Origin of the sequence: Streptomyces sp. NPDC050560 (genome assembly GCF_044457285.1) — a bacterium.
In the GTDB taxonomy this organism is placed as follows: Bacteria; Actinomycetota; Actinomycetes; order Streptomycetales; family Streptomycetaceae; genus Streptomyces.
On record NZ_JBITGT010000015.1, the window covers coordinates 64385 to 89892 of the forward strand.

20 protein-coding genes are annotated in these 25508 nt (G+C 72.7%); 16 read left to right on the forward strand and 4 right to left on the reverse strand.

Features of this window, described 5'->3' with window-relative positions; genetic code table 11:
• Positions 1–4: 4 nt before the first annotated feature.
• From ruvB to ACIBIW_RS29715, 6 genes are all read left to right on the forward strand, one after another.
• A complete protein-coding gene (ruvB, locus tag ACIBIW_RS29690) occupies positions 5–1105 on the forward strand; it encodes a Holliday junction branch migration DNA helicase RuvB (protein ID WP_399340392.1) in 1101 nt (366 codons plus the stop codon).
• Positions 1106–1271: 166 nt separating this feature from the next.
• Positions 1272–1850, forward strand: coding sequence for a preprotein translocase subunit YajC (yajC, locus tag ACIBIW_RS29695; RefSeq protein ID WP_399340393.1), 579 nt, complete (start codon positions 1272–1274; stop codon positions 1848–1850).
• A gap of 134 nt (positions 1851–1984) precedes the next feature.
• Complete coding sequence (secD, locus tag ACIBIW_RS29700; RefSeq protein ID WP_399340395.1) at positions 1985–3793, forward strand: protein translocase subunit SecD; 1809 nt, start codon at positions 1985–1987, stop codon at positions 3791–3793.
• A gap of 1 nt (position 3794) precedes the next feature.
• Positions 3795–4964: a protein translocase subunit SecF gene (gene secF / locus ACIBIW_RS29705; RefSeq protein WP_399340396.1), complete on the forward strand. Its 1170-nt coding sequence runs from the start codon at positions 3795–3797 to the stop codon at positions 4962–4964.
• Positions 4961–5518 (forward strand): adenine phosphoribosyltransferase, encoded by a 558-nt coding sequence (locus ACIBIW_RS29710; RefSeq protein WP_399340398.1) that lies wholly within the window; start codon positions 4961–4963, stop codon positions 5516–5518. Before secF ends, ACIBIW_RS29710 begins: the two co-directional genes overlap by 4 nt.
• 229 nt (positions 5519–5747) lie before the next feature.
• Positions 5748–8318 (forward strand): RelA/SpoT family protein, encoded by a 2571-nt coding sequence (locus tag ACIBIW_RS29715; protein WP_399340400.1) that lies wholly within the window; start codon positions 5748–5750, stop codon positions 8316–8318.
• Positions 8319–8328: 10 nt separating this feature from the next.
• On the opposite strand, the gene ACIBIW_RS29720 is transcribed toward ACIBIW_RS29715, so the two are convergent.
• Positions 8329–9783 carry an MFS transporter gene (locus ACIBIW_RS29720; protein WP_399340401.1) on the reverse strand — a complete coding sequence of 485 codons (1455 nt, stop codon included), beginning with the start codon at positions 9781–9783 and terminating at the stop codon, positions 8329–8331.
• A gap of 138 nt (positions 9784–9921) precedes the next feature.
• Here ACIBIW_RS29720 and ACIBIW_RS29725 point away from each other — a divergent pair, with 138 nt between their 5' ends.
• Positions 9922–10602, forward strand: a complete 681-nt coding sequence (locus tag ACIBIW_RS29725; protein ID WP_399340403.1) for a TetR/AcrR family transcriptional regulator — start codon at positions 9922–9924, stop codon at positions 10600–10602.
• 94 nt (positions 10603–10696) lie between these two features.
• On the opposite strand, the gene ACIBIW_RS29730 is transcribed toward ACIBIW_RS29725, so the two are convergent.
• Both ACIBIW_RS29730 and ACIBIW_RS29735 read right to left on the reverse strand, forming a co-directional pair.
• A complete protein-coding gene (locus tag ACIBIW_RS29730) occupies positions 10697–11926 on the reverse strand; it encodes a DUF349 domain-containing protein (protein ID WP_399340405.1) in 1230 nt (409 codons plus the stop codon).
• A gap of 137 nt (positions 11927–12063) precedes the next feature.
• On the reverse strand, positions 12064–12906 hold the full coding sequence (locus ACIBIW_RS29735) for a peptidylprolyl isomerase (protein ID WP_399340407.1): 843 nt from the start codon (positions 12904–12906) through the stop codon (positions 12064–12066).
• 228 nt (positions 12907–13134) lie between these two features.
• Here ACIBIW_RS29735 and ACIBIW_RS29740 point away from each other — a divergent pair, with 228 nt between their 5' ends.
• The 5 genes from ACIBIW_RS29740 (at position 13135) to rpsD (ending at position 18674) form a co-directional block, all read left to right on the forward strand.
• Positions 13135–13860 carry an MBL fold metallo-hydrolase gene (locus tag ACIBIW_RS29740; RefSeq protein ID WP_399340409.1) on the forward strand — a complete coding sequence of 242 codons (726 nt, stop codon included), beginning with the start codon at positions 13135–13137 and terminating at the stop codon, positions 13858–13860.
• 16 nt (positions 13861–13876) lie between these two features.
• Entirely contained in the window at positions 13877–15142 is a 1266-nt protein-coding gene (hisS, locus tag ACIBIW_RS29745) for a histidine--tRNA ligase (protein WP_399340411.1), read from the forward strand.
• Between the two features lie 300 nt (positions 15143–15442).
• Positions 15443–16096 carry a vitamin K epoxide reductase family protein gene (locus ACIBIW_RS29750; protein WP_399340413.1) on the forward strand — a complete coding sequence of 218 codons (654 nt, stop codon included), beginning with the start codon at positions 15443–15445 and terminating at the stop codon, positions 16094–16096.
• Positions 16097–16284: 188 nt separating this feature from the next.
• Positions 16285–17658, forward strand: a complete 1374-nt coding sequence (locus ACIBIW_RS29755; RefSeq protein ID WP_399340415.1) for a replication-associated recombination protein A — start codon at positions 16285–16287, stop codon at positions 17656–17658.
• A gap of 401 nt (positions 17659–18059) precedes the next feature.
• Complete coding sequence (rpsD, locus tag ACIBIW_RS29760) at positions 18060–18674, forward strand: 30S ribosomal protein S4 (RefSeq protein ID WP_399340417.1); 615 nt, start codon at positions 18060–18062, stop codon at positions 18672–18674.
• 46 nt (positions 18675–18720) lie between these two features.
• Here rpsD and ACIBIW_RS29765 read toward each other — a convergent pair whose 3' ends face one another.
• The gene (locus tag ACIBIW_RS29765) at positions 18721–20919 is read right to left on the reverse strand and encodes an ATP-binding protein (protein ID WP_399340419.1); all 2199 of its coding nucleotides are present in this window, start codon (positions 20917–20919) and stop codon (positions 18721–18723) included.
• 221 nt (positions 20920–21140) lie between these two features.
• On the opposite strand from ACIBIW_RS29765, the gene ACIBIW_RS29770 reads away from it, so the two are divergent.
• The 4 genes from ACIBIW_RS29770 (at position 21141) to ruvX (ending at position 25344) form a co-directional block, all read left to right on the forward strand.
• Positions 21141–21578, forward strand: coding sequence for a DUF948 domain-containing protein (locus tag ACIBIW_RS29770; protein WP_399340421.1), 438 nt, complete (start codon positions 21141–21143; stop codon positions 21576–21578).
• 5 nt (positions 21579–21583) lie between these two features.
• Positions 21584–21955: a DUF6167 family protein gene (locus ACIBIW_RS29775; RefSeq protein ID WP_399340422.1), complete on the forward strand. Its 372-nt coding sequence runs from the start codon at positions 21584–21586 to the stop codon at positions 21953–21955.
• On the forward strand, positions 21955–24624 hold the full coding sequence (alaS, locus tag ACIBIW_RS29780) for an alanine--tRNA ligase (protein WP_399340423.1): 2670 nt from the start codon (positions 21955–21957) through the stop codon (positions 24622–24624). The genes ACIBIW_RS29775 and alaS overlap by 1 nt, the downstream gene beginning before the upstream one ends.
• 243 nt (positions 24625–24867) lie before the next feature.
• Positions 24868–25344, forward strand: coding sequence for a Holliday junction resolvase RuvX (ruvX, locus tag ACIBIW_RS29785; protein ID WP_399340425.1), 477 nt, complete (start codon positions 24868–24870; stop codon positions 25342–25344).
• Positions 25345–25508 lie beyond the last annotated feature (164 nt).

Here is a 25508-nt window from a genome sequence, read left to right on the forward strand (position 1 = left end):
TCTCATGAACTGGGACGACAGCTCCCGAGCCCCCGAAGGCGCCGCGGGCGAAGGCGGCGACCCCGCGGGCGGGCGCCTCGTCGGCGCCGTCGCCGACGGCGAGGACCAGGCCGTCGAGGCCGCCCTGCGCCCCCGCGACCTCGGCGAGTTCATCGGCCAGGAGCGGGTGCGCGAACAGCTCGACCTGGTGCTGCGCGCCGCGCGCGCCCGCGGCGCCACCGCCGACCACGTCCTGCTCTCCGGCGCCCCAGGACTCGGCAAGACCACCCTCTCCATGATCATCGCCGCCGAGATGGGCGCCCCCATCCGCATCACGAGCGGCCCCGCCATCCAGCACGCGGGCGACCTAGCCGCGATCCTCTCCTCGCTCCAGGAGGGCGAGGTGCTGTTCCTCGACGAGATCCACCGGATGTCGCGGCCCGCCGAGGAGATGCTGTACATGGCCATGGAGGACTTCCGCGTCGACGTCGTCGTCGGCAAGGGCCCCGGCGCCACCGCCATCCCCCTCGAACTGCCCCCGTTCACCCTCGTCGGCGCCACCACCAGGGCCGGGCTGCTGCCGCCCCCGCTGCGCGACCGCTTCGGCTTCACCGCCCACATGGAGTTCTACGAGCCCGCCGAGCTGGAGCGCGTCGTGCACCGCTCGGCCCACCTGCTCGACGTGCCCGTGGAGGGCGAGGGCGCCGCCGAGATCGCGGGCCGCTCCCGCGGCACCCCCCGTATCGCCAACCGGCTGCTGCGCCGGGTGCGCGACTACGCCCAGGTCAAGGCGGACGGCCTCGTCACCCGGGAGATCGCGAAGGCCGCCCTGAAGGTGTACGAGGTCGACGCCCGCGGCCTCGACCGGCTCGACCGCGCCGTCCTCGGCGCCCTGCTGAAACTCTTCGGCGGCGGCCCCGTCGGCCTCTCCACGCTCTCCGTCGCGGTGGGGGAGGAGCGCGAGACCGTCGAGGAGGTCGCCGAGCCCTTCCTCGTCCGCGAGGGCCTGCTCGCGCGCACCCCGCGCGGCCGCGTCGCCACCCCCGCGGCCTGGGCACATCTCGGCCTCACCCCGCCCCAGGGCGTCCCGGGCGGCGCCGGGCAGCAGGGCCTGTTCGGATCGTGACGGCGCGGGCCCTCGCGCGGTCAGGAACTGCGGTGGGATGCTGAGCGTTGTTCCATCACAGCGGACTCGCCTAGACTCCGCCGATGCCGCCCCTCATGGACGGCTCGACCACCCCCGCCGATCAGGCCGCTCGCTCCGTGCGGTCCTATGAAGGAAGTTCCGACCCGTGAGTCTCGTCACCCTCCTCCCGTTCATCGTGCTCATCGGGGCCATGTTCCTGATGACCCGGTCTGCCAAGCGCAAGCAGTCGCAGGCCGCACAGATGCGGGACCAGATGCAGCCCGGTTCCGGCGTCCGCACGATCGGTGGCATGTACGCCACCGTCAAGGAGGTCCACGAGGACTCGGTCCTCCTTGAGGTGGCTCCGGGCACCCACGCGATCTTCGCGAAGAACGCCATCGGCACCGTCCTCGACGACGCCGAGTACAACCGCATCGTGCACGGCAGCGAGGACCCCCTGGGCCTCGACGGCCCGATCGTGCCCGACGACGCCTCCTCCCTCACCGACGACCATGTCGACCTCGACAAGTCCGAGCCGGCCGTCGACCTCGGCAAGAAGGACACCGAGCCCGAGGACGCCGCCCCCGAGCCCGGCACCGACGCCTCCGGGAAGGCCGCGGGCGCCAAGGGCGAGGACGCCGCGGAGAAGCCCGCCGCGGACAAGGCCGAGGCCGACGACGCTCCCTCCGCGGAGGCCGACGAGGCCGGGGCCACCAAGGCCGAGGGCGACACCGGGGCGAAGTGACCCCCGACCGGGCCCGCGCCGCCGCTCCGGCGCGGTGATCCCGGCGGCACCCGCACGTCGCACGGTTTCTTGAGGCCAGTCATGGCCGCCCGGCCGCATCCCGCGCCGGACGGTCGGAGAGGGAGAACGAGAAGGTGGCAGCACCCAAGAAGGGCCGCGGTCAGGGCGCGTCGGGCAGCAGGCCGGGCCGCCCGCTGGCCCTGATCCTGATCGTCCTGGTGGCGCTGGCCGGGGGAATGTTCCTTTCCGGGAACGACACCCCCCGGCTGGGGATCGACCTGGCGGGCGGTACGAGCATCACGCTCAAGGCGCAGAACCAGCCCGGCCAGAAGAACGCGATCAACAAGACCAACATGGACACCGCGGTCAACATCATCGAGCGCCGTGTCAACGGCCTCGGTGTCTCCGAGGCGGAAGTCCAGACCCAGGGCTCCAACCACATCATCGTCAACATCCCCCGCGGCACCAACGAGAAGCAGGCGCGCCAGCAGGTCGGCACGACGGCCCAGCTCTTCTTCCGCCCGGTGCTCACCCTCGCGGCCGGCGCCCCCACCCCCCAGCAGTCGGGCAGCCCCAGCCCCTCCAGCTCGGGCAGCCCGTCGGACAAGCCGTCCGCCGGCACCGACAAGCCGTCGAGCGACGCCGACAAGAGCGGTGACGAGCAGGCGACGTCCTCCGGTTCCCCGGACAGCGCCTCCTCGTCGGAGAGCCCCCAGGGCCGCGCCGTCACCGACGCGCTGAAGGCCGACGCGCCCAGCGGGGCCCCGAAGGCCGACGACAAGGCCACCACGCCGCCGCCGTCCCCGTCCCCCAGCGACAACGGCGACGCCCAGGCCGCCGCCCTCCAGGCCAAGTTCGAGAAGCTGGACTGCACCGACAAGGCCGTACGCGCCAAGACCGGCACCGGCGTCAAGCCCTCCGACACCACCCTGGCCTGCGGCAAGAACTCCGACGGCCAGTGGCAGAAGTACATCCTCGGCCCCGCCGCGGTCTCCGGCACCGACGTCGACAGCGCCAAGGCGCTCTTCGACACCCAGGGCGCCTCGGGCTGGAAGGTCACCATGGACTTCACCGGCAAGGGGTCCAAGAAGTTCGCCGACATCACCGGCCAGCTCGCCACCAAGCAGAGCCCCCAGAACCAGTTCGCGATCGTCCTCGACAACGAGGTCGTCTCCGACCCGTACGTCAAGGAGTCGCTGACCGGCGGCAGCGCCGAGATCTCCGGCAACTTCAACCAGCAGTCCGCCCAGGACCTGTCCAACATGCTCTCCTACGGCGCCCTGCCGCTCTCCTTCAAGGAGGACACGGTCACCACGGTCACCGCGGCGCTCGGCGGCGAGCAGCTACGGGCCGGGCTCATCGCGGGCGCCATCGGGCTCGCCCTGGTCATCATCTACCTGGTGGTCTACTACCGCGGCCTCGCGCTGATCGCCATCGCCTCGCTGCTGGTCTCCGCGGCCCTGGCCTACACGATCATGGCGCTGCTCGGCCCGACCATCGGCTTCGCGCTGAACCTGCCGGCGGTCTGCGGTGCGATCGTCGCCATCGGTATCACCGCGGACTCGTTCATCGTGTTCTTCGAGCGCATCAGGGACGAGATCAGAGAGGGCCGCTCGCTGCGCCCCGCCGTCGAGCGCGGCTGGCCGCGGGCCCGGCGCACCATCCTGGTCTCCGACTTCGTGTCGTTCCTCGCCGCCGCCGTGCTCTACATCGTCACTGTCGGCAAGGTGCAGGGCTTCGCGTTCACGCTGGGTCTGACCACTCTCCTCGACGTCGTCGTGGTGTTCCTCTTCACCAAGCCGCTGATGACGCTGGTGGCCCGCCGCCGCTTCTTCCACAGCGGCCACTCCTGGTCAGGACTCGACCCCAAACGCCTCGGCATGCAGCCACCCCTGCGCCGCTCGCGCCGCTCCAGCGCCCCCATCGACCCGAAGGAGGCGTGAGATGTCGAAACTCGGCACTCTCGGCGCCCGGCTCCACCGCGGCGAGATCGGCTACGACTTCGTCGCCAAGCGCCGTATCTGGTACGGCGTCTCGATCCTCGTCACCATCACGGCCATCGTCGGCCTGGTGGTACGCGGGCTCAACATGGGCATCGAGTTCGAGGGCGGCGCGGTCTTCACCACCAGCAAGACCAGCGTCTCCGCCGCCGATGCGGAGGGGTACGCCGAGGACGCCTCGGGCAAGGACGCCATCGTCCAGAAACTCGGCAACGGCACCCTGCGCATCCAGGTCAGCGGCATCGACACCGGCGAGTCCGACAGGATCAAGGACGACCTGGCCAAGGACCTCAAGGCCGACCCCGACTCGATCAACGCCGACCTGGTGGGCCCGAGTTGGGGCGAGACCATCGCCAACAAGGCGTGGACCGGCCTCGCGATCTTCATGGTCCTCGTGGTGATCTACCTGGCCATCGCCTTCGAGTGGCGGATGGCGCTCGCGGCCCTCGTCGCGCTGATCCACGACATCACCATCACCGTCGGCATCTACGCCCTGGTGGGCTTCGAGGTCACCCCCGGCACCGTCATCGGCCTGCTGACCATCCTCGGTTACTCGCTGTACGACACGGTGGTCGTCTTCGACAGCCTCAAGGAAAGCTCGAAGAACATCACCAAACAGACCCGCTTCACCTACGCCGAGATCGCCAACAGGTCGATCAACGGCACCCTGGTGCGCTCCATCAACACCACCGTCGTCGCCCTGCTGCCGGTCGCGGGCCTGCTCTTCATCGGCGGCGGCGTCCTCGGCGCCGGCACCCTGAACGACATCTCCCTCTCGCTGTTCGTCGGCCTCGCGGCCGGCGCCTACTCCTCGATCTTCATCGCCACCCCGCTGGTGGCCGACCTGAAGGAGCGGGAGCCGCAGATGAAGGCCCTCAAGCGGCGGGTGCTCGCCAAGCGCGCCCAGGCCGCGGCCAAGAACGAGGTGGGGCAGCCCGTCCCCGCCTCCGAAGGCGAGCCGGACGGCCAGGAATCCGACGAGGACGGGCCCGAGGACGCCGCACCCGCCGTGGTCGGCCCCCGCGGCAGGACCGGCTCCCGGGCCGCGGGCCCCCGCAACCAGCCCACGTCGCGGGGCCGCGGCCGGGGCCGCCCCTCGGGGAAGCGCCGATGAGCGACACCGGAGAGGCGACCGGGCTCGCCGACCTGCTGCGCGCCCGCATCCGCGACGTCCCCGACTACCCCGAGCCCGGGGTGATGTTCAAGGACATCACCCCGCTGCTCGCCGACCCGGTGGCGTTCGCCGCGCTCACCGAGGCGCTGGCGGAGACCACCACGCGGCTCGGCGCCACCAAGGTCCTCGGCCTCGAAGCGCGCGGCTTCATCCTCGGCGCGCCCGTCGCGGTCAGGGCCGGGCTCGGCTTCGTCCCCGTCCGCAAGGCGGGCAAGCTGCCAGGAGCCACCCTCACCCAGCGCTACGACCTGGAGTACGGCTCCGCCGAGATCGAGGTGCACGCGGAGGACCTCGCCCCCGACGACCGCGTCATGGTCATCGACGACGTCCTCGCCACCGGCGGCACCGCGGAGGCGTCCCTGCGCCTCGTGGGGCGCACGGGCGCGCGCGTCGTCGGCGTCGCCGTCCTCATGGAGCTGGGCTTCCTCGGCGGCAGGGCCCGGCTCGCCGGGTCCCTGGACGGCGCCCCCCTGGAGGCACTGGTCACGGTCTGAACGCCGGGCGCGCGGCCCCTGGAGGCGGCGCGCGGGGGAGCGTGAGAGGGCGCTCACCCACGGTGCGTAAGCGAGGCGGGCGGGCCCGGAGGAATCCGGCGCCCGCCCCACGCGTTACAGGGGCCACGGAGCCCGTACCCGTCGCCCGGGAGGAGCGAGCGCGGCGGGATGGCTACCATGGTCTTTCCGGCCCCATCCAGGCGGCCGGACAAGCGCACGAGGAGCGCCCTTGCCAGACGAGGCCCAGCCAGTCGCCGCCAAGCCCGATCAGCAGGACGACCGGGCGGTGGCGCCCGCCGCTCCCGTACGGCTCGCGAAGGGCGCCCCGGGCGCCCCCTCGGAGGCCGGCGCCTCCGGCGGACCCGCGCGGCAGCACCAGGCGCCCTCGTCCGCCCCGGCCCCCGCCGCGCCCGGCACGGCGCCCGAGCGCGCCACCACGGCCCCCGCGACCCGCCACACCGGCGGCCAGCCCACGCGCTCCGGCTCCTCCAACCGCGTGCGCGCCCGGCTCGCGCGCCTCGGCGTGCAACGGTCCACCCCGTACAACCCGGTCCTCGAACCCCTGCTGCGCATAGTGCGGGGCAACGACCCGAAGACCGAGACCGCCACCCTGCGCCAGGTCGAGCGGGCGTACCAGGTCGCCGAGCGCTGGCACCGCGGCCAGAAGCGCAAGAGCGGCGACCCGTACATCACCCACCCCCTCGCCGTCACCACCATCCTCGCCGAGCTGGGCATGGACCCGGCCACCCTGATGGCGGGGCTGCTGCACGACACCGTCGAGGACACCGAGTACGGGCTCGACACCCTCCGCAAGGACTTCGGCGACCAGGTCGCGTTGCTCGTGGACGGCGTGACCAAGCTGGACAAGGTCAAGTTCGGCGAGGCCGCGCAGGCCGAGACGGTGCGCAAGATGGTCGTCGCCATGGCCAAGGACCCCAGGGTCCTGGTCATCAAGCTCGCCGACCGCCTCCACAACATGCGCACGATGCGCTACCTCAAGCGGGAGAAGCAGGAGAAGAAGGCCCGCGAGACGCTGGAGATCTACGCCCCGCTCGCCCACCGGCTCGGCATGAACACCATCAAGTGGGAGCTTGAGGACCTGGCCTTCGCGATCCTCTACCCCAAGATGTACGACGAGATCGTCCGTCTCGTGGCCGAGCGCGCTCCGAAGCGGGACGAGTACCTGGCCATAGTGACCGACGAGGTGCAGTCCGACCTGCGCTCCGCGCGTATCAAGGCCACCGTCACCGGACGCCCCAAGCACTACTACAGCGTCTACCAGAAGATGATCGTCCGCGGCCGGGACTTCGCGGAGATCTACGACCTGGTGGGCATCCGCGTCCTGGTGGACACGGTGCGCGACTGCTACGCGGCCCTCGGCACGGTGCACGCGCGGTGGAACCCGGTGCCCGGCCGGTTCAAGGACTACATCGCGATGCCGAAGTTCAACATGTACCAGTCCCTGCACACCACGGTGATCGGCCCCAACGGCAAGCCCGTCGAGTTGCAGATCCGCACCTTCGACATGCACCGCAGGGCCGAGTACGGCATCGCCGCGCACTGGAAGTACAAGCAGGAGGCCGTCGCGGGCGCCTCCAAGGTGCGCACCGAGAGCACGGGCCGCGGCAGGGGCACCGGCCGCTCCGGGCGGGACGCCGACGCCGTCAACGACATGGCGTGGCTGCGCCAGCTCCTGGACTGGCAGAAGGAGACCGAGGACCCGGGCGAGTTCCTCGAATCCCTCCGCTTCGACCTCTCCCGCAACGAGGTTTTCGTCTTCACGCCCAAGGGCGATGTGATAGCGCTGCCCGCGGGCGCCACCCCCGTGGACTTCGCGTACGCGGTCCATACCGAGGTCGGCCACCGCACCATAGGGGCCCGGGTCAACGGCAGGCTGGTGCCGCTGGAGTCCACCCTGGACAATGGCGACCTGGTGGAGGTCTTCACCTCCAAGGCCGCGGGCGCGGGGCCCTCCCGGGACTGGCTGAGCTTCGTCAAGTCGCCCCGCGCCAGGAACAAGATCAGGGCCTGGTTCTCCAAGGAGCGCAGGGACGAGGCGATCGAGCAGGGCAAGGACGCCATCGTCCGGGCCATGCGCAAGCAGAACCTGCCGATCCAGCGCATCCTGACCGGGGACTCCCTGGTCACGCTGGCCCACGAGATGCGCTATCCCGACATCTCGTCGCTGTACGCGGCCATCGGCGAGGGCCATGTCGCCGCGCAGGGCGTCGTCCAGAAGCTGGTGCAGGCGCTCGGCGGCGAGGAGGCGGCCACCGAGGACATCGCGGAGAGCGCGCCCCCGTCCCGCGGCAGGTCCCGCAAGCGCAGGTCCAACGACCCCGGGGTGGTCGTCAAGGGCATGGGCTCCGACAGCGTGTGGGTGAAGCTCGCCCGCTGCTGTACCCCCGTGCCGGGCGATCCGATCATCGGCTTCGTGACCCGTGGCAACGGTGTGTCGGTCCACCGCGCCGACTGCGTCAACGTCGACTCCCTCTCCAAGCAGCCCGAGCGCATGCTGGACGTGGAGTGGGCGCCCACCCAGTCCTCGGTGTTCCTCGTCGCCATCCAGGTGGAGGCCCTCGACCGCTCCCGGCTGCTGTCCGACGTCACCCGGGTCCTCTCCGACCAGCATGTGAACATCCTCTCCGCGGCCGTACAGACCTCCCGGGACCGCGTCGCCACCTCCCGCTTCACCTTCGAGATGGGCGACCCGAAGCACCTGGGGCACGTACTGAAGGCGGTACGGGGCGTGGAGGGCGTGTACGACGTGTACCGGGTGACGTCGGCGCGCAGGCCGTAACCGCCCCGCGTCAGTCCCGGGCGGGCTGCAACTCCCCACGGGCCGCGGCCCGCCGGGTCCCCGCCCCGGGCGCCGAACGCGGCAGCACGGTGAGGGCGATCACCACGGCGGCCAGCAGCAGCGCGGCGCCGAGCAGCAGCCCGAGCGCGTACCCGGAGGTGAGGGCGCCCGGTGTCGCCGCCCCGCCGGTCCTGTGCTCCGCGGCGGTGCCGAGCGCGGCGAGCCCCAGCGAGGCGCCGATCTGCCGCGAGCTGTTCAGCAGCCCCGAGGCCGTGCCGCTCTCATGGGGCGCGACGCCCGCGGTGGCCGTGGACACGACCGGGCCGAGGCAGAGCCCGAAGCCGACGCTGGCCACGACCGAGGGGCCGAGGACGTCGGTGGCGAACGTCCCCTCGGGGCTGATCAGCCCGAACCAGGCGAAGCCCGCCGCGGTCATGAGCCCCCCGGCGGCCATCAGCGTCCGGGGCGCGAACCGGTAGCCGAGCCTGACCGCGAGCACGGAGCCCGCGACCACCCCGAGGGCGAACGGCAGGAACATGACGCCGGTCAGCGCGGGCCCCTTCCCCAGCACCCGCTGGAGGTAGAGCGAGCAGAAGTAGAAGGACCCGGCCATCGCGCCGCCGACCAGCAGGTTGTAGGCGTTGGCCGCGACCACCGAGCGGTTGGCGAACAGCCCCGGCCTGACCAGGGGCTCCCTGGCGGTGGTCCGCTCCACGTGCAGGAACGCGGCGAGCAGCGCGGCGGCCGCGGCGAGGGTCGCCAGGGTGACCGCCGACGTCCAGGCGTACTGGTCGGTGCGGACCACCCCGAACACCAGCAGGGCCGTGCCCCCCGTCCCCAGGACGGCGCCGAGCACATCGGGGCGGCCCCCGCGCGCCCCGCGTGCCGCCGGCCGGTCGACGGCGGTGCCGCGCCACGCGAGGGCCAGCGCCACGGCGGCCATCGGCACGTTCACGAACATCACCCCGCGCCAGCTCACGTACTGGGTGAGGACACCGCCCGCGAGGACGCCGAGCGCGCCGCCCGCGGCGTTCATCGCGCTCCACACCCCGAAGGCCCGTACGCGCTCCCTGCCCGTGGGGAACGCCGCCGTCAGCAGCGCGAGCGCGGCCGGGGCGAGCGCCGCGGCGCCGACCCCCTGCACGGCCCGTGCGGCGATCAGTTGGCCGGGCTCCCCGGCGAAGCCCCCCGCGAACGAGGCGAGGCCGAAGAGGCCGAGCCCGCACAGCAGGACGCGCCTGCGGCCGTATCGGTCGGCGGCCTTGCCGCCCAACAGCAGCAGTCCGCCGAAGGCGAGGGCGTACGCGTGGATCACCCAGGTCAGGCCCGCCGTGTCGAAGCCGAGGGCACCGGCGACGCGGGGGAGTCCCACGTTCACGACCGACAGGTCGAGGGACACCATGAACTGCACGACGGCCACCACGGCGAGGGTGCGCGCCGCAGGGGCGGCGGAACTCGCGGACATGGTCGACTCCCTTCCCGGCACCACGGCCGGCTACTTTAGGAACGTGTTCCGAAAGTAGCACCGGCGTCGGCCGCTGTCGACACGGGAAGGGGGAGCCCGCTGCCGAAGGGCCGGACGCGGGCGCGGCATGATGGGACGATGCCCCGACCGCACGCACCGCGGCGCCGCACCGGCCGGCCGCCCCTGACCTCACGCCCCGAGATCGTGGCCGCCGCCAGGCGGCTCATCGACCGCGAGGGCTGGGAGAAGCTGACCGTCCGCCGTCTCGCCGCGGAACTCGGCATCGGCGCCACCACGCTCTACCACCACATCCGCGACAAGGACGACCTGGCGGTCCTGCTCCTCAACGACTACGTCGCCCGGCGCGAACGCCCCGCGCTCCCCGAGGAGCCCGGGGAACGCGTCATCGCGGCCGCCACCGCGCTGCACGACGCCCTCGCCGCCTGGCCGTGGGCCGCCGAGGTCGTCACCGTGGACGGCTTCGTGGGGCTGCTGGACGAACCCGCGCTGTGGATGGTCGAGGCCATCGTCGCCGCGGCCCACGACCACGGCTGCACCCGCGACGAGGCCGTCGACGTCTTCCGCGGCATCTGGTACTACACCGTCGGGGAGATCCTGGTACGGGCACGTACGGCCCGCGGGCAGGGCGAGCCCGACCGCTCCGCCCACCGCGCCCCCGCCTTCGGGCGCTTCGACCCGTCCCAGGTGCCGCACCTGGCCGCCATCGGAGACCGGTGGCCGCTGCTCGCGGCGCGCGACACCTACCCCGAGGGGCTACGGGCCCTCACCGAGGGACTGCTCGCCGGAAAAGGCCGATGACGGCCCGAGCGGTACGACACCGATGTGCCGCACCGCCCGAACCGTCATCGAAGAACACCCCCACGCCCACCGTGGCGGGGGGCACACCCGGGGGTCAGCCGCCGAACTCCCGCAGCCCCTTCAGCGCCTGGTCCAACAGCGCCTGACGGCCCGCCAGTTCCTGCTGGAGCTTGTCGGCGCGCGCGGTGTTGCCCGCCGTGCGCGCCGTCTCGATCTGCTGGTGGAGCTTGTCGACCGCCGCCTGGAGCTGCCCGGTCAGACCCTCGGCGCGGGCCCTCGCCTCCGGGTTGGTGCGGCGCCACTCGGTCTCCTCGGAGTCCTGGAGCGCACGCTCCACCGCGTGCATCCGGCCCTCCACCTTGGGACGCGCGTCCCGCGGTACGTGGCCGATGGCCTCCCACCGCTCGTTGATGGCGCGGAACGCGGCCCGCGCCGCCTTCAGATCGCCCACCGGAAGCAGCTTCTCGGCCTCCCCGGCAAGCTCCTCCTTCAGCTTCAGGTTCTCCGTCTGCTCGGCGTCACGCTCCGCGAACACCGAGCTGCGGGCCGCGAAGAACACGTCCTGGGCGCCGCGGAAGCGGTTCCACAGATCGTCCTCGTGCTCCCGCTGGGCGCGGCCCGCCGCCTTCCAGTCCGCCATCAGCTCGCGGTAGCGGGCCGCCGTACCGCCCCAGTCCGTGGACCCCGACAGCGACTCCGCCTCCGTGACAAGCCGCTCCTTGATCCTGCGGGCCTCCTCGCGCTGCGCGTCGAGCTGCGCGAAGTGCGCCTTGCGGCGCTTGGAGAAGGACGACCTGGCGTGCGAGAAGCGGTGCCACAGCTCGTCGTCCGACTTCCGGTCGAGACGGGGCAGCCCCTTCCAGGTGTCCACGAGCGCCCGCAGCCGCTCGCCCGCCACCCGCCACTGCTCGCTGCGCGCCAGCTCCTCGGCCTCCGCGACCAGCGACTCCTTGGCCGACCTCGCCTCGTCGGACTGCCGGGCGCGCTGCGCCTTGCGCTCCTCGCGGCGGGCGTCCACCGTCTCGACGAGCTTGTCGAGACGGGTCCGCAGCGCATCCAGGTCGCCGACCGCGTGATGGGCGTCCACCTGCTCCCGCAGGTGCCCGATCGCGGTCTGCGCGTCCTTGGCGGAGAGGTCGGTGGTGCGCACCCGGCGCTCCAGCAGACCGATCTCCACGACCAGGCCCTCGTACTTCCGCTCGAAGTAGGCCAGTGCCTCGTCAGGAGAGCCCGCCTGCCAGGAGCCGACGACCCGCTCGCCGTCGGCCGTACGCACGTACACGGTGCCCGTCTCGTCGACTCGGCCCCACGGGTCGCTGCTCACAGCGCGCCTCCTCCACATGATGCGCGCGAAGGCCCCCACGGCCCCCGGGCACCGTCCACAGGTTCGTCACGGTCAATCTAGGCGAACGGCGGTTGGCTGTCCGCATCCAGCACCAGGGAACTTTCACCGGCTCCCGTTCAGGACTTCTTCACCGTCGCCTTGTCGATGACGACCGTCGCGTTCGGCGGGCCGTCGCCCTGGCCGGTGGCCTCCCCCGCCTTGGCGATCTTCGTCAGCACCTTCATCCCGTCCTTCGAGATGCTGCCGAACGGCGTGTAGTAGGGCGGCAACTGGCTGTCCTGGTAGACCAGGAAGAACTGGCTCCCCCCGGAGTTCTTGCCCTCCTTGGTCTGCGGATTGTAGGCGTTGGCCATCGCGACCGTGCCCGCCGGATACACGTTCCCCTTCAGGCGCTTGTCCTTCAGGTTCTCGTCCGGGATGGTGTAGCCGGGCCCGCCGCTGCCGTCGCCCTTCGGGTCGCCGCACTGGAGCACGTAGATGCCGTTGGTGGTGAGCCGGTGGCACTTCGTGTGGTCGAAGAAGCCCTTGTTCGCCAGGTAGTCGAACGAGTTCACCGTGTGCGGCGCCTTCGAGGCGTCCATGGTGATCGGCATGCTGCCGCAGGTGGTGTCCAGGTCGAGCGTGTAACTGGCCGACTTGTCGATCGTGACCGCCGGCTCCTTCTTGAAGCTCAGGCTCTTCGCCTTGCCCTTGGCGGGCTTGTCGCACGGGTCGGGGGCCTTGCTCGGGGAGGGCGGCGCGCTGGTGGCCTCGGCGCCTGCCGAGTCGTCCGTCTTGTCGTCCGAGCCGAACCCGCCGGTCGCCCAGGCGCTCGCGCTGCCGCCGATGACCACCACCAGGGCCGCGGCGATCGCCACGTTACGGTTGCGCGCCTTTCGCCGGGCGGACTCGCGCCGCTGCTGCTGCCGCAGGAACTTCTCCCGTGCGAGCTGGCGCTTCCGCTGCTCGTTGCTGACCACCGGGTGTCTCCTCGTACGTCTCGAATATCTGACCGCGTCCGTGTGCCCCGTACCGTATCCGGCTTCGCTGTGTAAGCGGCACCGAACACCGCACGGATTCGCCGGACGATCGGCGCCGCCGGTAGGCTCGGGGCACCGCGGCCGCTCTCCCCGGGTCTCCCGGTCCGCCGCGGGACCGCCGCGGACCCCTCCGCGAGGCGCGGAAAGCCGAGACACCGAAGGACGAACGTGCTCATTGCCGGGTTTCCCGCCGGAGCCCTCGCCGCCAACTGCTACCTGGTCGCCCCCGCCGCGGGCGAGGAGTGCGTCATCATCGACCCCGGCCAGGATGCCGCACAGGGCGTCGAGGACACCATCGCCAGGCACCGGCTCAAGCCCGTCGCCGTCCTGCTCACCCACGGCCACTTCGACCACGTCGCCTCCGTCGTCCCCGTGTGCGGCGCCCACGGCGTGCCCGCGTGGGTCCACCCCGACGACCGGGAGATGATGCGCGACCCGGAGAAGGCGTTCGGCCGCGCCCTCGGCACCCCCCTCCTCGGCGGCCTCACCGTGGGCGAGCCCGACGACGTGCGCGAGCTGTCCGACGGCGCCGCGCTCCGGCTCGCAGGACTCGACTTCACCGTCTCCCACGCCCCCGGCCATACCAAGGGGTCGGTGACGTTCGGGACACCGGAGAACAGCGGGAACGGCACCCCCGTGCCCCCCGTCCTCTTCTCCGGCGACCTGCTCTTCGCCGGCTCCATCGGCCGCACCGACCTGCCCGGCGGCAGCCACGAGGAGATCCTCAGGTCCCTGACCCGGGTCTGCCTGCCGCTCGACGACGCGACCGTGGTCCTCTCAGGACACGGCCCCCAGACGACCATCGGCCAGGAGCGCACGGCCAACCCCTTCCTGCGGCAGCTCGCCGCGGGCGGGGGCGGCACGCCGCAGGACGCTCCCCGGCGAGGAATGTGACGGGAACGAGAACTCCGTGAGCACCTTCAAGGCCCCCAAGGGCACCTACGACCTGCTGCCGCCCGCGAGCCGGCAGCACCTCGCCGTCCGCGAGGCCATCGCCGCGCCGCTCAGGACCGCCGGCTACGGCTACATCGAGACCCCCGGCTTCGAGAGCGTCGAACTGTTCGCCCGCGGCGTCGGCGAGTCCACCGACATCGTCACCAAGGAGATGTACGCCTTCGAGACCAAGGGCGGCGACCGGCTCGCCCTGCGCCCCGAGGGCACCGCCTCCGTCCTGCGCGCCGCCCTGGAGGGCGGGCTCCACAAGGCGGGCAACCTCCCCGTGAAGCTCTGGTACTCGGGCTCCTACTACCGCTACGAGCGCCCCCAGAAGGGCCGTTACCGGCACTTCGCCCAGGTCGGAGCCGAAGCGCTCGGCATCGAGGACCCGGCGGTCGACGCGGAGCTGATCATCCTCGCCGACCAGGCGTACCGCTCCCTCGGCCTGCGCACCTACCGCATCCTCCTCAACAGCCTCGGCGACCAGCGCTGCCGCCCCGCCTACCGCGCCACCCTCCAGGACTTCCTGCGCGGCCTCGACCTCGACGAGGAGACCCGCCGCCGCATCGACATCAACCCCCTGCGCGTCCTCGACGACAAGCGGGAGTCCGTGCGGCGCCAGCTCACCGGCGCCCCCCTGATCGTCGACCACCTCTGCGACGACTGCCGCGCCTACCACGACCAGGTACGCGAACTGCTCACCGCGGAGGGCGTCGCCTTCGAGGACGACCCCCGCCTCGTGCGCGGCCTCGACTACTACACCCGCACCACCTTCGAGTTCGTCCACGACGGCCTCGGCTCCCAGTCCGCGGTCGGCGGCGGCGGCCGCTACGACGGCCTCTCCGAGATGCTGGGCGGCCCCGCACTCCCCTCCGTCGGCTGGGCCCTCGGCGTCGACCGCACGGTGCTGGCCCTGGAGGCCGAGGGCGTGGAACTCCCGCTCCCCCCCACCACGAGCGTCTACGCGATCCCCCTCGGCGAGAAGGCACGCACCACGCTGTTCTCCCTGGTCACCACCCTGCGCAAGGCAGGCGTCGCGGCCGACTTCTCCTACGGCGGCCGCGGCCTCAAGGGCGCCATGAAGGCCGCCAACCGCTCCGGAGCCGCGTACACGGTGGTCGCGGGGGAACGGGACCTCGCCGAGGGCGTGGTCCAACTCAAGGACATGGAATCGGGCGAACAGGTACCGGTGCCGGTGGCAGAGGCGGCGGAGGAACTGGAGCGGAGACTCAGGGGGTGACCCGGGGCCCCACAGGGGCGGCTCCCTCTCGGAAACCCCGTGCTCTTGCGCCTGCTGACGCCTGAATGCCGGATGGCACTCCCAACGCAGTGCTGTTCGCAGGGCGCGTCGCAGGGCGAGTGAGCCGAAGGGCCCCGTCGGTGTCCCGGGTCGCCCGCGCGGAGCGCAGTGACGAAGGAGCGGAGTGAGCACGGGTGGCCCGGGACACCGACTCAGCGGGCCCGGAGGCGAACGAGCCTCCAAAAAAGAAGGCACAATTGTCCCGCCAGTCTCCCACCCCCTACACATGGAAGCGGCGTGATGAGCGAGACGACCGAAGTGAGCAGTGACGCGCCCACCTCGCCCGAGCCGTCCGGCACCCCGGCACGCCTCGGCGGGAGCAGGGCCTTCGGGATACTCCTGGTGCTCACCGGCGCGGCAGGGCTGCTCGCCGCCTGGGTGATCACGCTCGACAAGTTCCACATCCTGGAAGCCAAGGTCGCCGGCACCACGTTCACGCCCGGGTGCAGCCTGAACCCCGTGGTGTCCTGCGGCAGCGTGATGGAGAGCGACCAGGCCGCCGCCATGGGCTTCCCGAACCCGATGCTCGGGCTCGCCGCCTACGCCGTGGTGATCTGTGTGGGCATGAGCCTGCTCGCCCGGGCCAGGTACCCCCGCTGGTACTGGCTGACGTTCAACTTCGGCACCCTCTTCGGCGTCGGCTTCTGCACCTGGCTCCAGTTCCAGTCCCTGTACCGGATCAACGCGCTCTGCCTGTGGTGCTGCCTGGCCTGGGTCGCGACGATCATCATGTTCTGGTACGTGACCTCGTTCAACGTCCGTAGCGGCTTCCTCCCGGCCCCGAACTGGCTGCGCGGCTTCGCGTCGGAGTTCACCTGGGTGGTACCGGTCCTGCACATCGGCATCATCGGCATGCTGGTACTGACCCGCTGGTGGGATTTCTGGACTTCGTGATTATCTGAGGCTCGTTCGCCTCCGGGGCCGCCGAACCGGTGTCCCTTCGGCTCACTCGCCCTACGAGGCGCTTCGCAAACAGCACAGCGTGGGGAGTGCCACGGGCCTGAGGCTTTGAACCCCGGTGGCGTCCCCACCCCCGGAACCGATGGTCACCGGTGTCAGACCGGTGACATAGGCTCGGCGACGTGGAGGAGCCAGACCTGTTCACCGCTGCCGCGGAGGAGCGCCAGGAGAAGGACCCGGCGGCCAGTCCGCTGGCCGTCCGCATGCGGCCGCGCACGCTCGAAGAGGTGGTGGGGCAGCGGCACCTGCTGAAGCCGGGATCGCCGCTGCGGCGCCTGGTGGGGGAGGGCGGCGGCGGGCCCGCGGGGCCCTCCTCGGTGATCCTGTGGGGGCCGCCGGGCACCGGCAAGACCACCCTCGCGCACGTGGTGTCCAAGGCCACCAACAAGCGGTTCGTGGAGCTGTCCGCGATCACCGCGGGGGTGAAGGAGGTACGGGCCGTCATCGAGGGCGCGCGCCGCGCCACCGGCGGCTTCGGCAGGGAGACCGTCCTCTTCCTCGACGAGATCCACCGCTTCAGCAAGGCCCAGCAGGACTCCCTGCTGCCTGCGGTGGAGAACCGCTGGGTGACCCTCGTGGCCGCCACCACGGAGAACCCGTACTTCTCGGTGATCTCCCCGCTGCTCTCCCGCTCCCTGCTGCTCACCCTCGAACCGCTCACCGACGACGACATCCGCGGCCTGCTGACCCGCGCCCTCACCGAGGAGCGCGGGCTGGACGGCGCGGTGACCCTCCCCCCTGACGCCGAGGCCCACCTGCTGCGCATCGCGGGCGGCGACGCCCGCCGCGCCCTCACCGCCCTGGAGGCGGGCGCGGGCGCCGCGCTCGCCAAGAGCGAGGACACCCTCACCCTCCAGACCCTGGAGGAGGCGGTCGACCGGGCAGCCGTCAGCTACGACCGGCAGGGCGACCAGCACTACGACGTCGCCAGCGCCCTCATCAAGTCGATCCGCGGCTCCGACGTCGACGCGGCCCTGCACTACCTCGCCCGCATGATCGAGGCGGGCGAGGACCCCCGCTTCATCGCCCGCCGCCTGATGATCTCCGCCAGCGAGGACATCGGCCTCGCCGACCCCACGGCGCTGCCCACGGCCGTCGCCGCCGCCCAGGCCGTCGCCCTGATCGGCTTCCCGGAGGCCGCCCTCACCCTCGGGCACGCCACCATCGCGCTCGCCCTCGCCCCGAAGTCCAACTCGGCCACCCTCGCCATCGGCGCCGCCATGGACGACGTGCGCGCGGGCCTCGCGGGCCCCGTACCGCCGCATCTGCGCGACGGGCACTACCAGGGCGCCGCCAAGCTCGGCCACGCCCAGGGCTATGTGTACCCGCACGATGTGCCGGGCGGCATCGCCACCCAGGAGTACGCGCCCGAGGCGGTCAGCGAGAAGCGGTACTACCAGCCCACCCGCTACGGCGCCGAGGCCCGCTACGCCGACGTCGTCGAGCGGGTACGGGCCCGGCTGAAGGGGGAGCGGCCGCCCGCGGGGGAGGAGTAGCACCCTCGCCTCCGGGAGCCCCCGCCACCGGGGGGCTTGCGGTCCTTACGGGCGTGGTGGGGCGGTCCTGAGCACCTGTGGGGACCCGGTAGACTCCTCTGAGCGCTGCGTCCCGTCGTCCGGCACCGCCGGCACCACCAGAGCGGGACTGTCAGCCGGAGCCCTCCGCCCAGGCGGAAGGCCCCAGGAGCGTCGCGCACCGGCGAACGGTGTCGCGGGCAGCCCACCACCAGGCAGCACCGGTCGGTGGGCCACTCGCGTACTGCACGTATGTGCCCAGACCAGGGAAGCGGCTGCCCGCCCACGGCCCCTCGCGGCCACGGCGGGATTCCCCGGCTGCGGAGGCGACCTCCCCCAACCCTGGTGAGCCGTATCCGCGAAAGACAAGAGAGGTTCGGTTCGTGACGAACCAGTCCCGCCCCAAGGTCAAGAAGTCCCGTGCCCTCGGCATCGCGCTGACCCCGAAGGCCGTCAAGTACTTCGAGGCCCGTCCCTACCCGCCGGGCGAGCACGGCCGCGGCCGCAAGCAGAACTCGGACTACAAGGTCCGGCTGCTGGAGAAGCAGCGGCTGCGCGCCCAGTACGACGTGTCCGAGCGCCAGCTCGTGCGCGCCTACGAGCGCGCCTCGAAGGTCCAGGGCAAGACCGGCGAGGCCCTGATCATCGAGCTGGAGCGGCGCCTCGACGCGCTCGTGCTGCGCTCCGGCATCGCCAAGACGATCTACCAGGCCCGCCAGATGGTCGTCCACGGCCACATCGAGGTCAACGGCAAGAAGGTCGACAAGCCCTCCTACCGGGTCCGCCCCGACGACGTCGTGATGGTCCGCGAGCGCTCGCGCCAGAAGCCGCTGTTCGAGATCTCCCGCGCGGGCGGCTTCGCCCCCGACGGCGAGACCCCGCGCTACCTCCAGGTCAACCTCCAGGCGCTCGCCTTCCGCCTGGACCGGGACCCCAACCGCAAGGAGATCCCGGTGATCTGCGACGAGCAGCTCGTCGTCGAGTACTACGCCCGCTGATCCACCGCCGGGTGCGCCACCCGCACCCGGCACCGGCAGGCACCGCTCAGCCCTGCGGCCCGCCGTCCCCGCGTCGCACCCGTGCGCCGGAGGCGGCGGGCCGCAGGTCTTTCCCGGCACCCGCGCCGAGCGCCCGCTCCACCGCGGCGTCCGTGGGCAGCCGCGCGCCCGCCCCCAGCAGCTCCGCGTACCTGCGCTCCCCGATGCGCTCGCGCACCAGCCGCGCACACAGCCGGTGCGGCGCCCCGTAGCTGTCGGAACCGAACAGCGGCAGCCCCACCGACGGCCACATCCGGCCCGCCGCGCCCTGGAGCAGCGCCGCCTCCTCCGCGTCCCCCTCGGCCACCGTGACCAGCGCGAGCAGTTCGATCGCCAGCACCGAGCCCAGCATGTCGTGGAAGGCGTGGTCGATCGCCAGGCACTCCCCGAGCAGCCGCCGCGCCCCGGCCGTGTCGCCGCTCGCCCACGCCACGTACGCCAGCACGAACAGCGCGTACGCCAGCGTCCACCGCTCCCCGTGGTCCTCGCACACCCGCCGCACGTCACGGCACAGCTCGGCCGCCGTCGGCAGGTCGCCCTGGAACGCCACCGCCATCGCCAGCTCCACCTGCGCCATCAGCACGTTGCTGTTCAGCTCCCCGGCCTCCCGGTAGCGCCGCAGCGCCGCCCGCAGCAGCCTCTCGGCCCGCGGCAGGTCGTCCCCGACCAGCGCCACACAGCCGGTGCGGTGCACCGCGTAGGCGACGGCCGCGGTGTGCCCGCCGCGCTCCGCCGCCGACCTGCACTCGCCGAGCGCCCGCAGCGCGGGTCCCGTGTCGCCCTGGAGGACCGCCACATAGCCGAGCACCCACAGTGCCTTCAGCCATGCCTGGGTACGGCCGCGCACCGGGCCGTCCGCGCCCGGCGGCGCCCCGGTGACGGCGGCCTCCGGCACCAGCCGGGCGCACCGTTCGAGCCAGTGCCTGCCCTCCGCGAGCCGCCCGCAGCCGACCCAGTAGAACCAGAGCGTCCCCGCCAGATAGTGCCCGAGATGGGTCTCGCCCGGCTCGGAGAGGCAGTAGTCGAGCGCCGCCCGCAGATTCGGCAGCTCCGCCTCGATCCGCTCGGCCACCTCCGCCTGCCGGGGCGAGAACCAGTCCAGCTCGCCCGAGGTCGCGAGGCCCGTGTACCAGTCCCGGTGCCTGCGCCGCAGCCGCCCCGACTCGCCCGCCGCGTCGAGCCAGCCCGCCCCGTAGTCCCGTACGGCCGCCAGCATCCGGTACCGCACCGCCCCCGCGTACTCCTCGCGGGCCACGACCGACTGCGCGATCAGCTCGTCGAGCAGGTCGAGCACCGCGCCGGGCTCCAGACCCGCGCCGCCGCACACGTACTCGGCCGCCTCCAGCTCGAACGGGCCGCTGAACACCGAGAGCCTGGCCCACAGCAGCCGCTCCTCCAGGGTGCACAGCTCATGGCTCCAGCCGATGGTGGTGCGCAGCGCCCGGTGCCGGGCGGGCGCCCCCTGCCCGCCGCCGGTGAGCACCCCGAGGCCCCCGGCGTCCCGGTCGAGCCGCCCGAGCAACTGCCCGGGCGACAGCGCCCGCAGCCGCCCCGCGGCCAGCTCCACCGCCAGCGGTACGCCGTCGAGCCGCCCGCACAGCTCGTCGAGCACCCCCGGAGCGGCCTCGGGCGGGAAACCGGCGGCCGTAGCCCGCTCGCACAGCAGCGCCACCGCCTCCCGCACCGGCAGCGGCCCCAGCGGCAGCACCCGCTCGCCCTCCACCCCGAGCGGTCTGCGGCCCGCCGCGAGCACCCGGAGGCCGGGCGCCGCCCGCAGCAACTCGCCCACCAGGCAGGCGCACTCGTCCACCACGTGCTCGTAGCCGTCGAGCAGGAGCAGCGGCCGCCGCCCGGCCAGGTGCTCGCGCAGCATCTGCCGCGGCGGGCGCGACATGCGGTCCGTCAGGGCCAGCGCCTCAAGCACCGCGTACGCCACGAGGCCCGGCTCCCGCAGCCCCGACAGGTCCACCCGCCACACCCCGTCGGGCGCCGCGCGGCCGGCCGCGGCCCGCGCCGCCGTGCGGGACTTCCCGATCCCGCCGGGACCCGTCACCGTCACCAGGCGGGCCCGCGCCAGCAGCGCGGCCAGCCGCCCGAGATCGGCCTCGCGCCCCACGAAGGAGTCGAGTTCGAGGGGGAGATTGCCGCCGCCCGCGGTGGCGGTGGGGCAGCCGGAACGCCGTCCGCGGCGCAGGGACCGTCGCATGGGGCACAGAGCGTACTCACGCGTGAGCAGCCCGTAAAATCCCCTTCCGAGACACTTGCGGCTCCCGCGGAGGCCGGTGTAGCGACCGCCGCCGCGGGCCGCCAGGGCCGCGGCCCGCCCCGTCCGGGGCGCGCCAAATGCGGTACGGGCCGCCCCCGGCGGCGCGATAGGCTCGGTGCGACTTCCCGAAGTGCAGACGCGAGTCAGAAGGCGGTGGGACTGTGTCCGGAGGCGAGGTGGCCGGCATCCTCGTGGCCGTCTTCTGGGCGATCCTGGTCTCCTTCCTCGCCGTGGCCCTGGTGAGGGTGGCGCAGACGCTCAAAGCGACCACCAAGCTCGTCACGGAGGTGACGGAGCGCGCGGTGCCGCTGCTCGGGGACGCCTCGGAGGCGGTCCGCGCCGCCCAGACCCAGCTCGACCGGGTCGACGCGATCGCCACCGACGTCCAGGAGGTCACGTCGAACGCGTCGGCGCTGTCCACCACCGTCGCGTCCACCTTCGGCGGCCCCCTGGTCAAGGTCGCGGCCTTCGGATACGGCGTGCGCCGCGCCCTCGGCCGCAAGGCCACCGCACCCGAGCCCGCCGCGGCCCCCCGCACCACCGTGATCGCCGGGCGTCCCGCGCCCGCCGGGCGCCGGGGCAAGCGGCAGAAGGACTGACACCGATGTTCCGCCGTACGTTCTGGTTCACCGCGGGCGCCGCCGCCGGTGTCTGGGCCACCACCAAGGCCCAGCGCAAGCTGCGGCAGCTCGCCCCCGACTCCCTCGCGGCGCAGGCCGCGCACCGCACCATCGGCGCGGGCCGGCGGATGCGGGACTTCGCGCTCGACGTCCGCGACGGCATGCACGCGCGCGAGAACGAGCTGGGCGAGGCGCTCGGCATCGCGCCCGCGCCCCGCGAGGCGCCCGGGACCGAGGCGCCCGGGCGGCTCACGGCCGCCCCCCGCCAGGACCCGTACAGGCACGGGACGAACGACAGGCCCGCAGGACCTGGGGACAACCACCCGGGTCCGTACAACCGGAATGAGGACCACTGATGGAGTCGGCTGAAATCCGCCGCCGCTGGTTGCGCTTCTTCGAAGAGCGTGGGCACACCGTCGTGCCGTCGGCGTCGCTGATCGCGGACGACCCGACGCTGCTGCTGGTCCCCGCGGGCATGGTCCCCTTCAAGCCGTACTTCCTCGGCGAGGTCAAGCCCCCGTTCGAGCGCGCCACCAGCGTGCAGAAGTGCGTACGCACCCCGGACATCGAAGAGGTCGGCAAGACCACCAGGCACGGCACGTTCTTCCAGATGTGCGGCAACTTCTCCTTCGGCGACTACTTCAAGGAAGGCGCCATCCGCTACGCCTGGGAGCTGCTGACGACGCCCCAGGACCAGGGCGGCTACGGGCTCGACCCCGAGCGCCTGTGGGCCACCGTCTACCTCGACGACGACGAGGCCGAGCGGATCTGGCGCGAGGTGGTCGGGCTGCCGGCCGAGCGCATCCAGCGCCTCGGCAAGAAGGACAACTACTGGTCCATGGGCGTCCCCGGACCCTGCGGCCCCTGCTCCGAGATCTACTACGACCGGGGCCCAGGACTCGGCGTCGAGGGCGGCCCCGCCGTCAACGACGAGCGCTACGTGGAGATCTGGAACCTGGTCTTCATGCAGTACGAGCGCGGCGAGGGCACCGGCAAGGAGGACTTCGAGATCCTCGGGGACCTCCCCAGCCAGAACATCGACACCGGACTCGGCCTCGAACGGCTCGCCATGGTCCTCCAGGACGTGCCGAACATGTACGAGATCGACACCTCGCGCGCGGTCATCGAGAAGGCCACCGAGCTGACCGGCGTCGCGTACGGCAGCGCCCACGAAAGCGACGTCTCGCTGCGCGTCGTCTCCGACCACATGCGCACCGCCGTCATGCTCATCGGCGACGGCGTCACCCCGGGCAACGAGGGCCGCGGCTACGTGCTGCGCCGCATCATGCGCCGCGCCATCCGCAACATGCGCCTGCTCGGCGCCACCGGGCCCGTGGTCGCCGACCTGGTGGACACCGTCATCGCCACCATGGGCGAGCAGTACCCCGAACTGCGCACCGAGCGCGGCAGGATCGAGACCGTCGCACTCGCCGAGGAGGCCGCCTTCCTCAAGACCCTGAAGGCCGGCACCAACATCCTGGACACCGCCGTCTCCGAGACCAGGGCCGCGGGCTCCGCCGTGCTCTCCGGCGAGAAGGCGTTCCTGCTCCACGACACCTGGGGCTTCCCCATCGACCTCACCCTGGAGATGGCCGCGGAACAGGGCCTCTCCGTCGACGAGGACGGCTTCAGGCGGCTCATGAAGGAGCAGCGCCGGCGCGCCAAGGCCGACGCCCAGGCCAAGAAGACCGGCCATGTCGACCTCGGCGCCTACCGGGAGATCGCCGACGCCTCGGGCGCCACCGACTTCACCGGCTACACCGGCTACGAGGGCGAGGCCACCGTCGTCGGGCTGCTCGTCGACGGGGTGCCCTCGCCCGCCGCCACCGAGGGCGACGAGGTCGAGGTCGTCCTCGACCGCACCCCCTTCTACGCCGAGGGCGGCGGCCAGATCGCCGACACCGGGCGCCTCAGGCTCGACAACGGCGCCGTCGTCGAGGTCCGCGACGTGCAGAAGCCGGTGCCGGGCGTCCATGTCCACAAGGGCGTCGTCCAGGTCGGCGAGGTCACCGTGGGCGCCCCGGTGTGGGCCGCCATCGACGTGAACCGCAGGCGCGCCATCGCCCGCGCCCACTCCGCCACCCACCTCACCCACCAGGCGCTGCGCGACGCCCTCGGCCCGACGGCCGCCCAGGCGGGTTCCGAGAACCAGCCGGGCCGCTTCCGCTTCGACTTCGGCTCCCCTTCCGCCGTGCCCGGCGCGGTCCTCACCGACGTCGAGCAGAAGATCAACGAGGTGCTGGCCCGCGACCTGGACGTGCAGGCCGAGGTCATGGGCATCGACGAGGCCAAGAAGCAGGGCGCCATCGCCGAGTTCGGCGAGAAGTACGGCGAGCGGGTCCGCGTCGTCACCATCGGCGACTTCTCCAAGGAGCTGTGCGGCGGCACCCACGTCCACAACACCGCCCAGCTCGGCCTGGTGAAGCTGCTCGGCGAGTCCTCCATCGGCTCGGGGGTGCGCCGCATCGAGGCCCTGGTGGGCGTGGACGCGTACAGCTTCCTCGCCCGCGAGCACACCGTCGTCGCCCAGCTCCAGGAGCTGGTCAAGGGCCGCTCCGAGGAACTGCCCGAGAAGATCGCGGGGGTGCTCGCCCGGCTGAAGGACGCCGAGAAGGAGATCGAGAAGTTCCGCGCGGAGAAGGTGCTCCAGGCCGCCGCCGGGCTCGCCTCCGGCGCCCGGGACGTGGGCGGCGTCGCCGTGGTCACCGGGCAGGTGCCCGACGGCACGGGCGCCGACGACCTGCGCCGCCTCGTCCTCGACGTCCGCGGCCGCATCCCGGGCGACAGGCCCGCCGTGGTCGCCCTGTTCACCACGGTGAACGGCAAGCCGCTCACCGTCATCGCCACCAACGAGGCCGCGCGGGAGCGCGGGCTCAAGGCGGGCGACCTGGTGCGGGCCGCCGCCAAGACGCTCGGCGGCGGTGGCGGCGGCAAGCCGGACGTCGCCCAGGGCGGCGGCCAGAACCCGTCCGCCGTCCCGGAGGCCGCAGCCGCGGTGGAACGGCTCGTCGGTGAGCGCGCTTAGAGCCCGGAGGGCCCACGTGGCCGGGGGCTCCTGGGGGGCCGGGCACCGGCCCCCCCTCCCCGCCGCGACGGCGAGGACCGCGGCGGACCTGTCCGGTCCGCACCTGCCTCAGGGGCCGGGGAGGCCGGGTGCGAGGCCGTCGTCGATGTCGCCGGACCGGGTACGCGCTGGTTCCTCGCCGTTGCGGCGATCCGCAGGGGCGCAGCCCCTCCGCCACGCCACCGCCCACCGTGGAGCCCCCGCGTGAGCGGCGGGATCAGGCGCGGGCGCAGGCTCGCCGTCGACGTCGGGGACGCGAGGATCGGGGTCGCCTCCTGCGACCCGGACGGCATGCTCGCCACCCCGGTGGAGACCGTCCCGGGGCGTGACGTGCCCGCCGCGCACCGCAGGCTCGGCGCGCTCGTCGCGGAGTACGAGCCGCTTGAGGTGGTGGTCGGGCTGCCCCGCTCCCTCGGCGGGAAGGAGGGCCCGGCCGCCATCAAGGTGCGGGCCTTCGCCAGGCGGCTCGCGGCGGATGTCGCCCCGGTGCCGGTGCGCCTCGTCGACGAGCGGATGAGCACCGTCACCGCGGGCCGCGGCCTGCGCGCGGCGGGCGTCACGTCGAAGAAGGGCCGCTCCTTCATCGACCAGGCGGCGGCCGTCGTCATCCTCCAGAGCGCCCTGGACACCGAGCGCTCCACGGGGCGGCCGCCGGGCGAAGCCGTCGAAGTGGGCGCCTGATCGCGATACGGTAACGTTCCGCGCGATGCGGCTCGTTCGAACACCTGCCGCATGACTCAGAGACGGACGCGTCGCCGCACGAGCTGCGGCCGGGGCGGCACCCGACTCGCGGCTCTAGGGGATTGATGACTGAGTATGGCCGGGGCCCAGGTCCCGAACCCTGG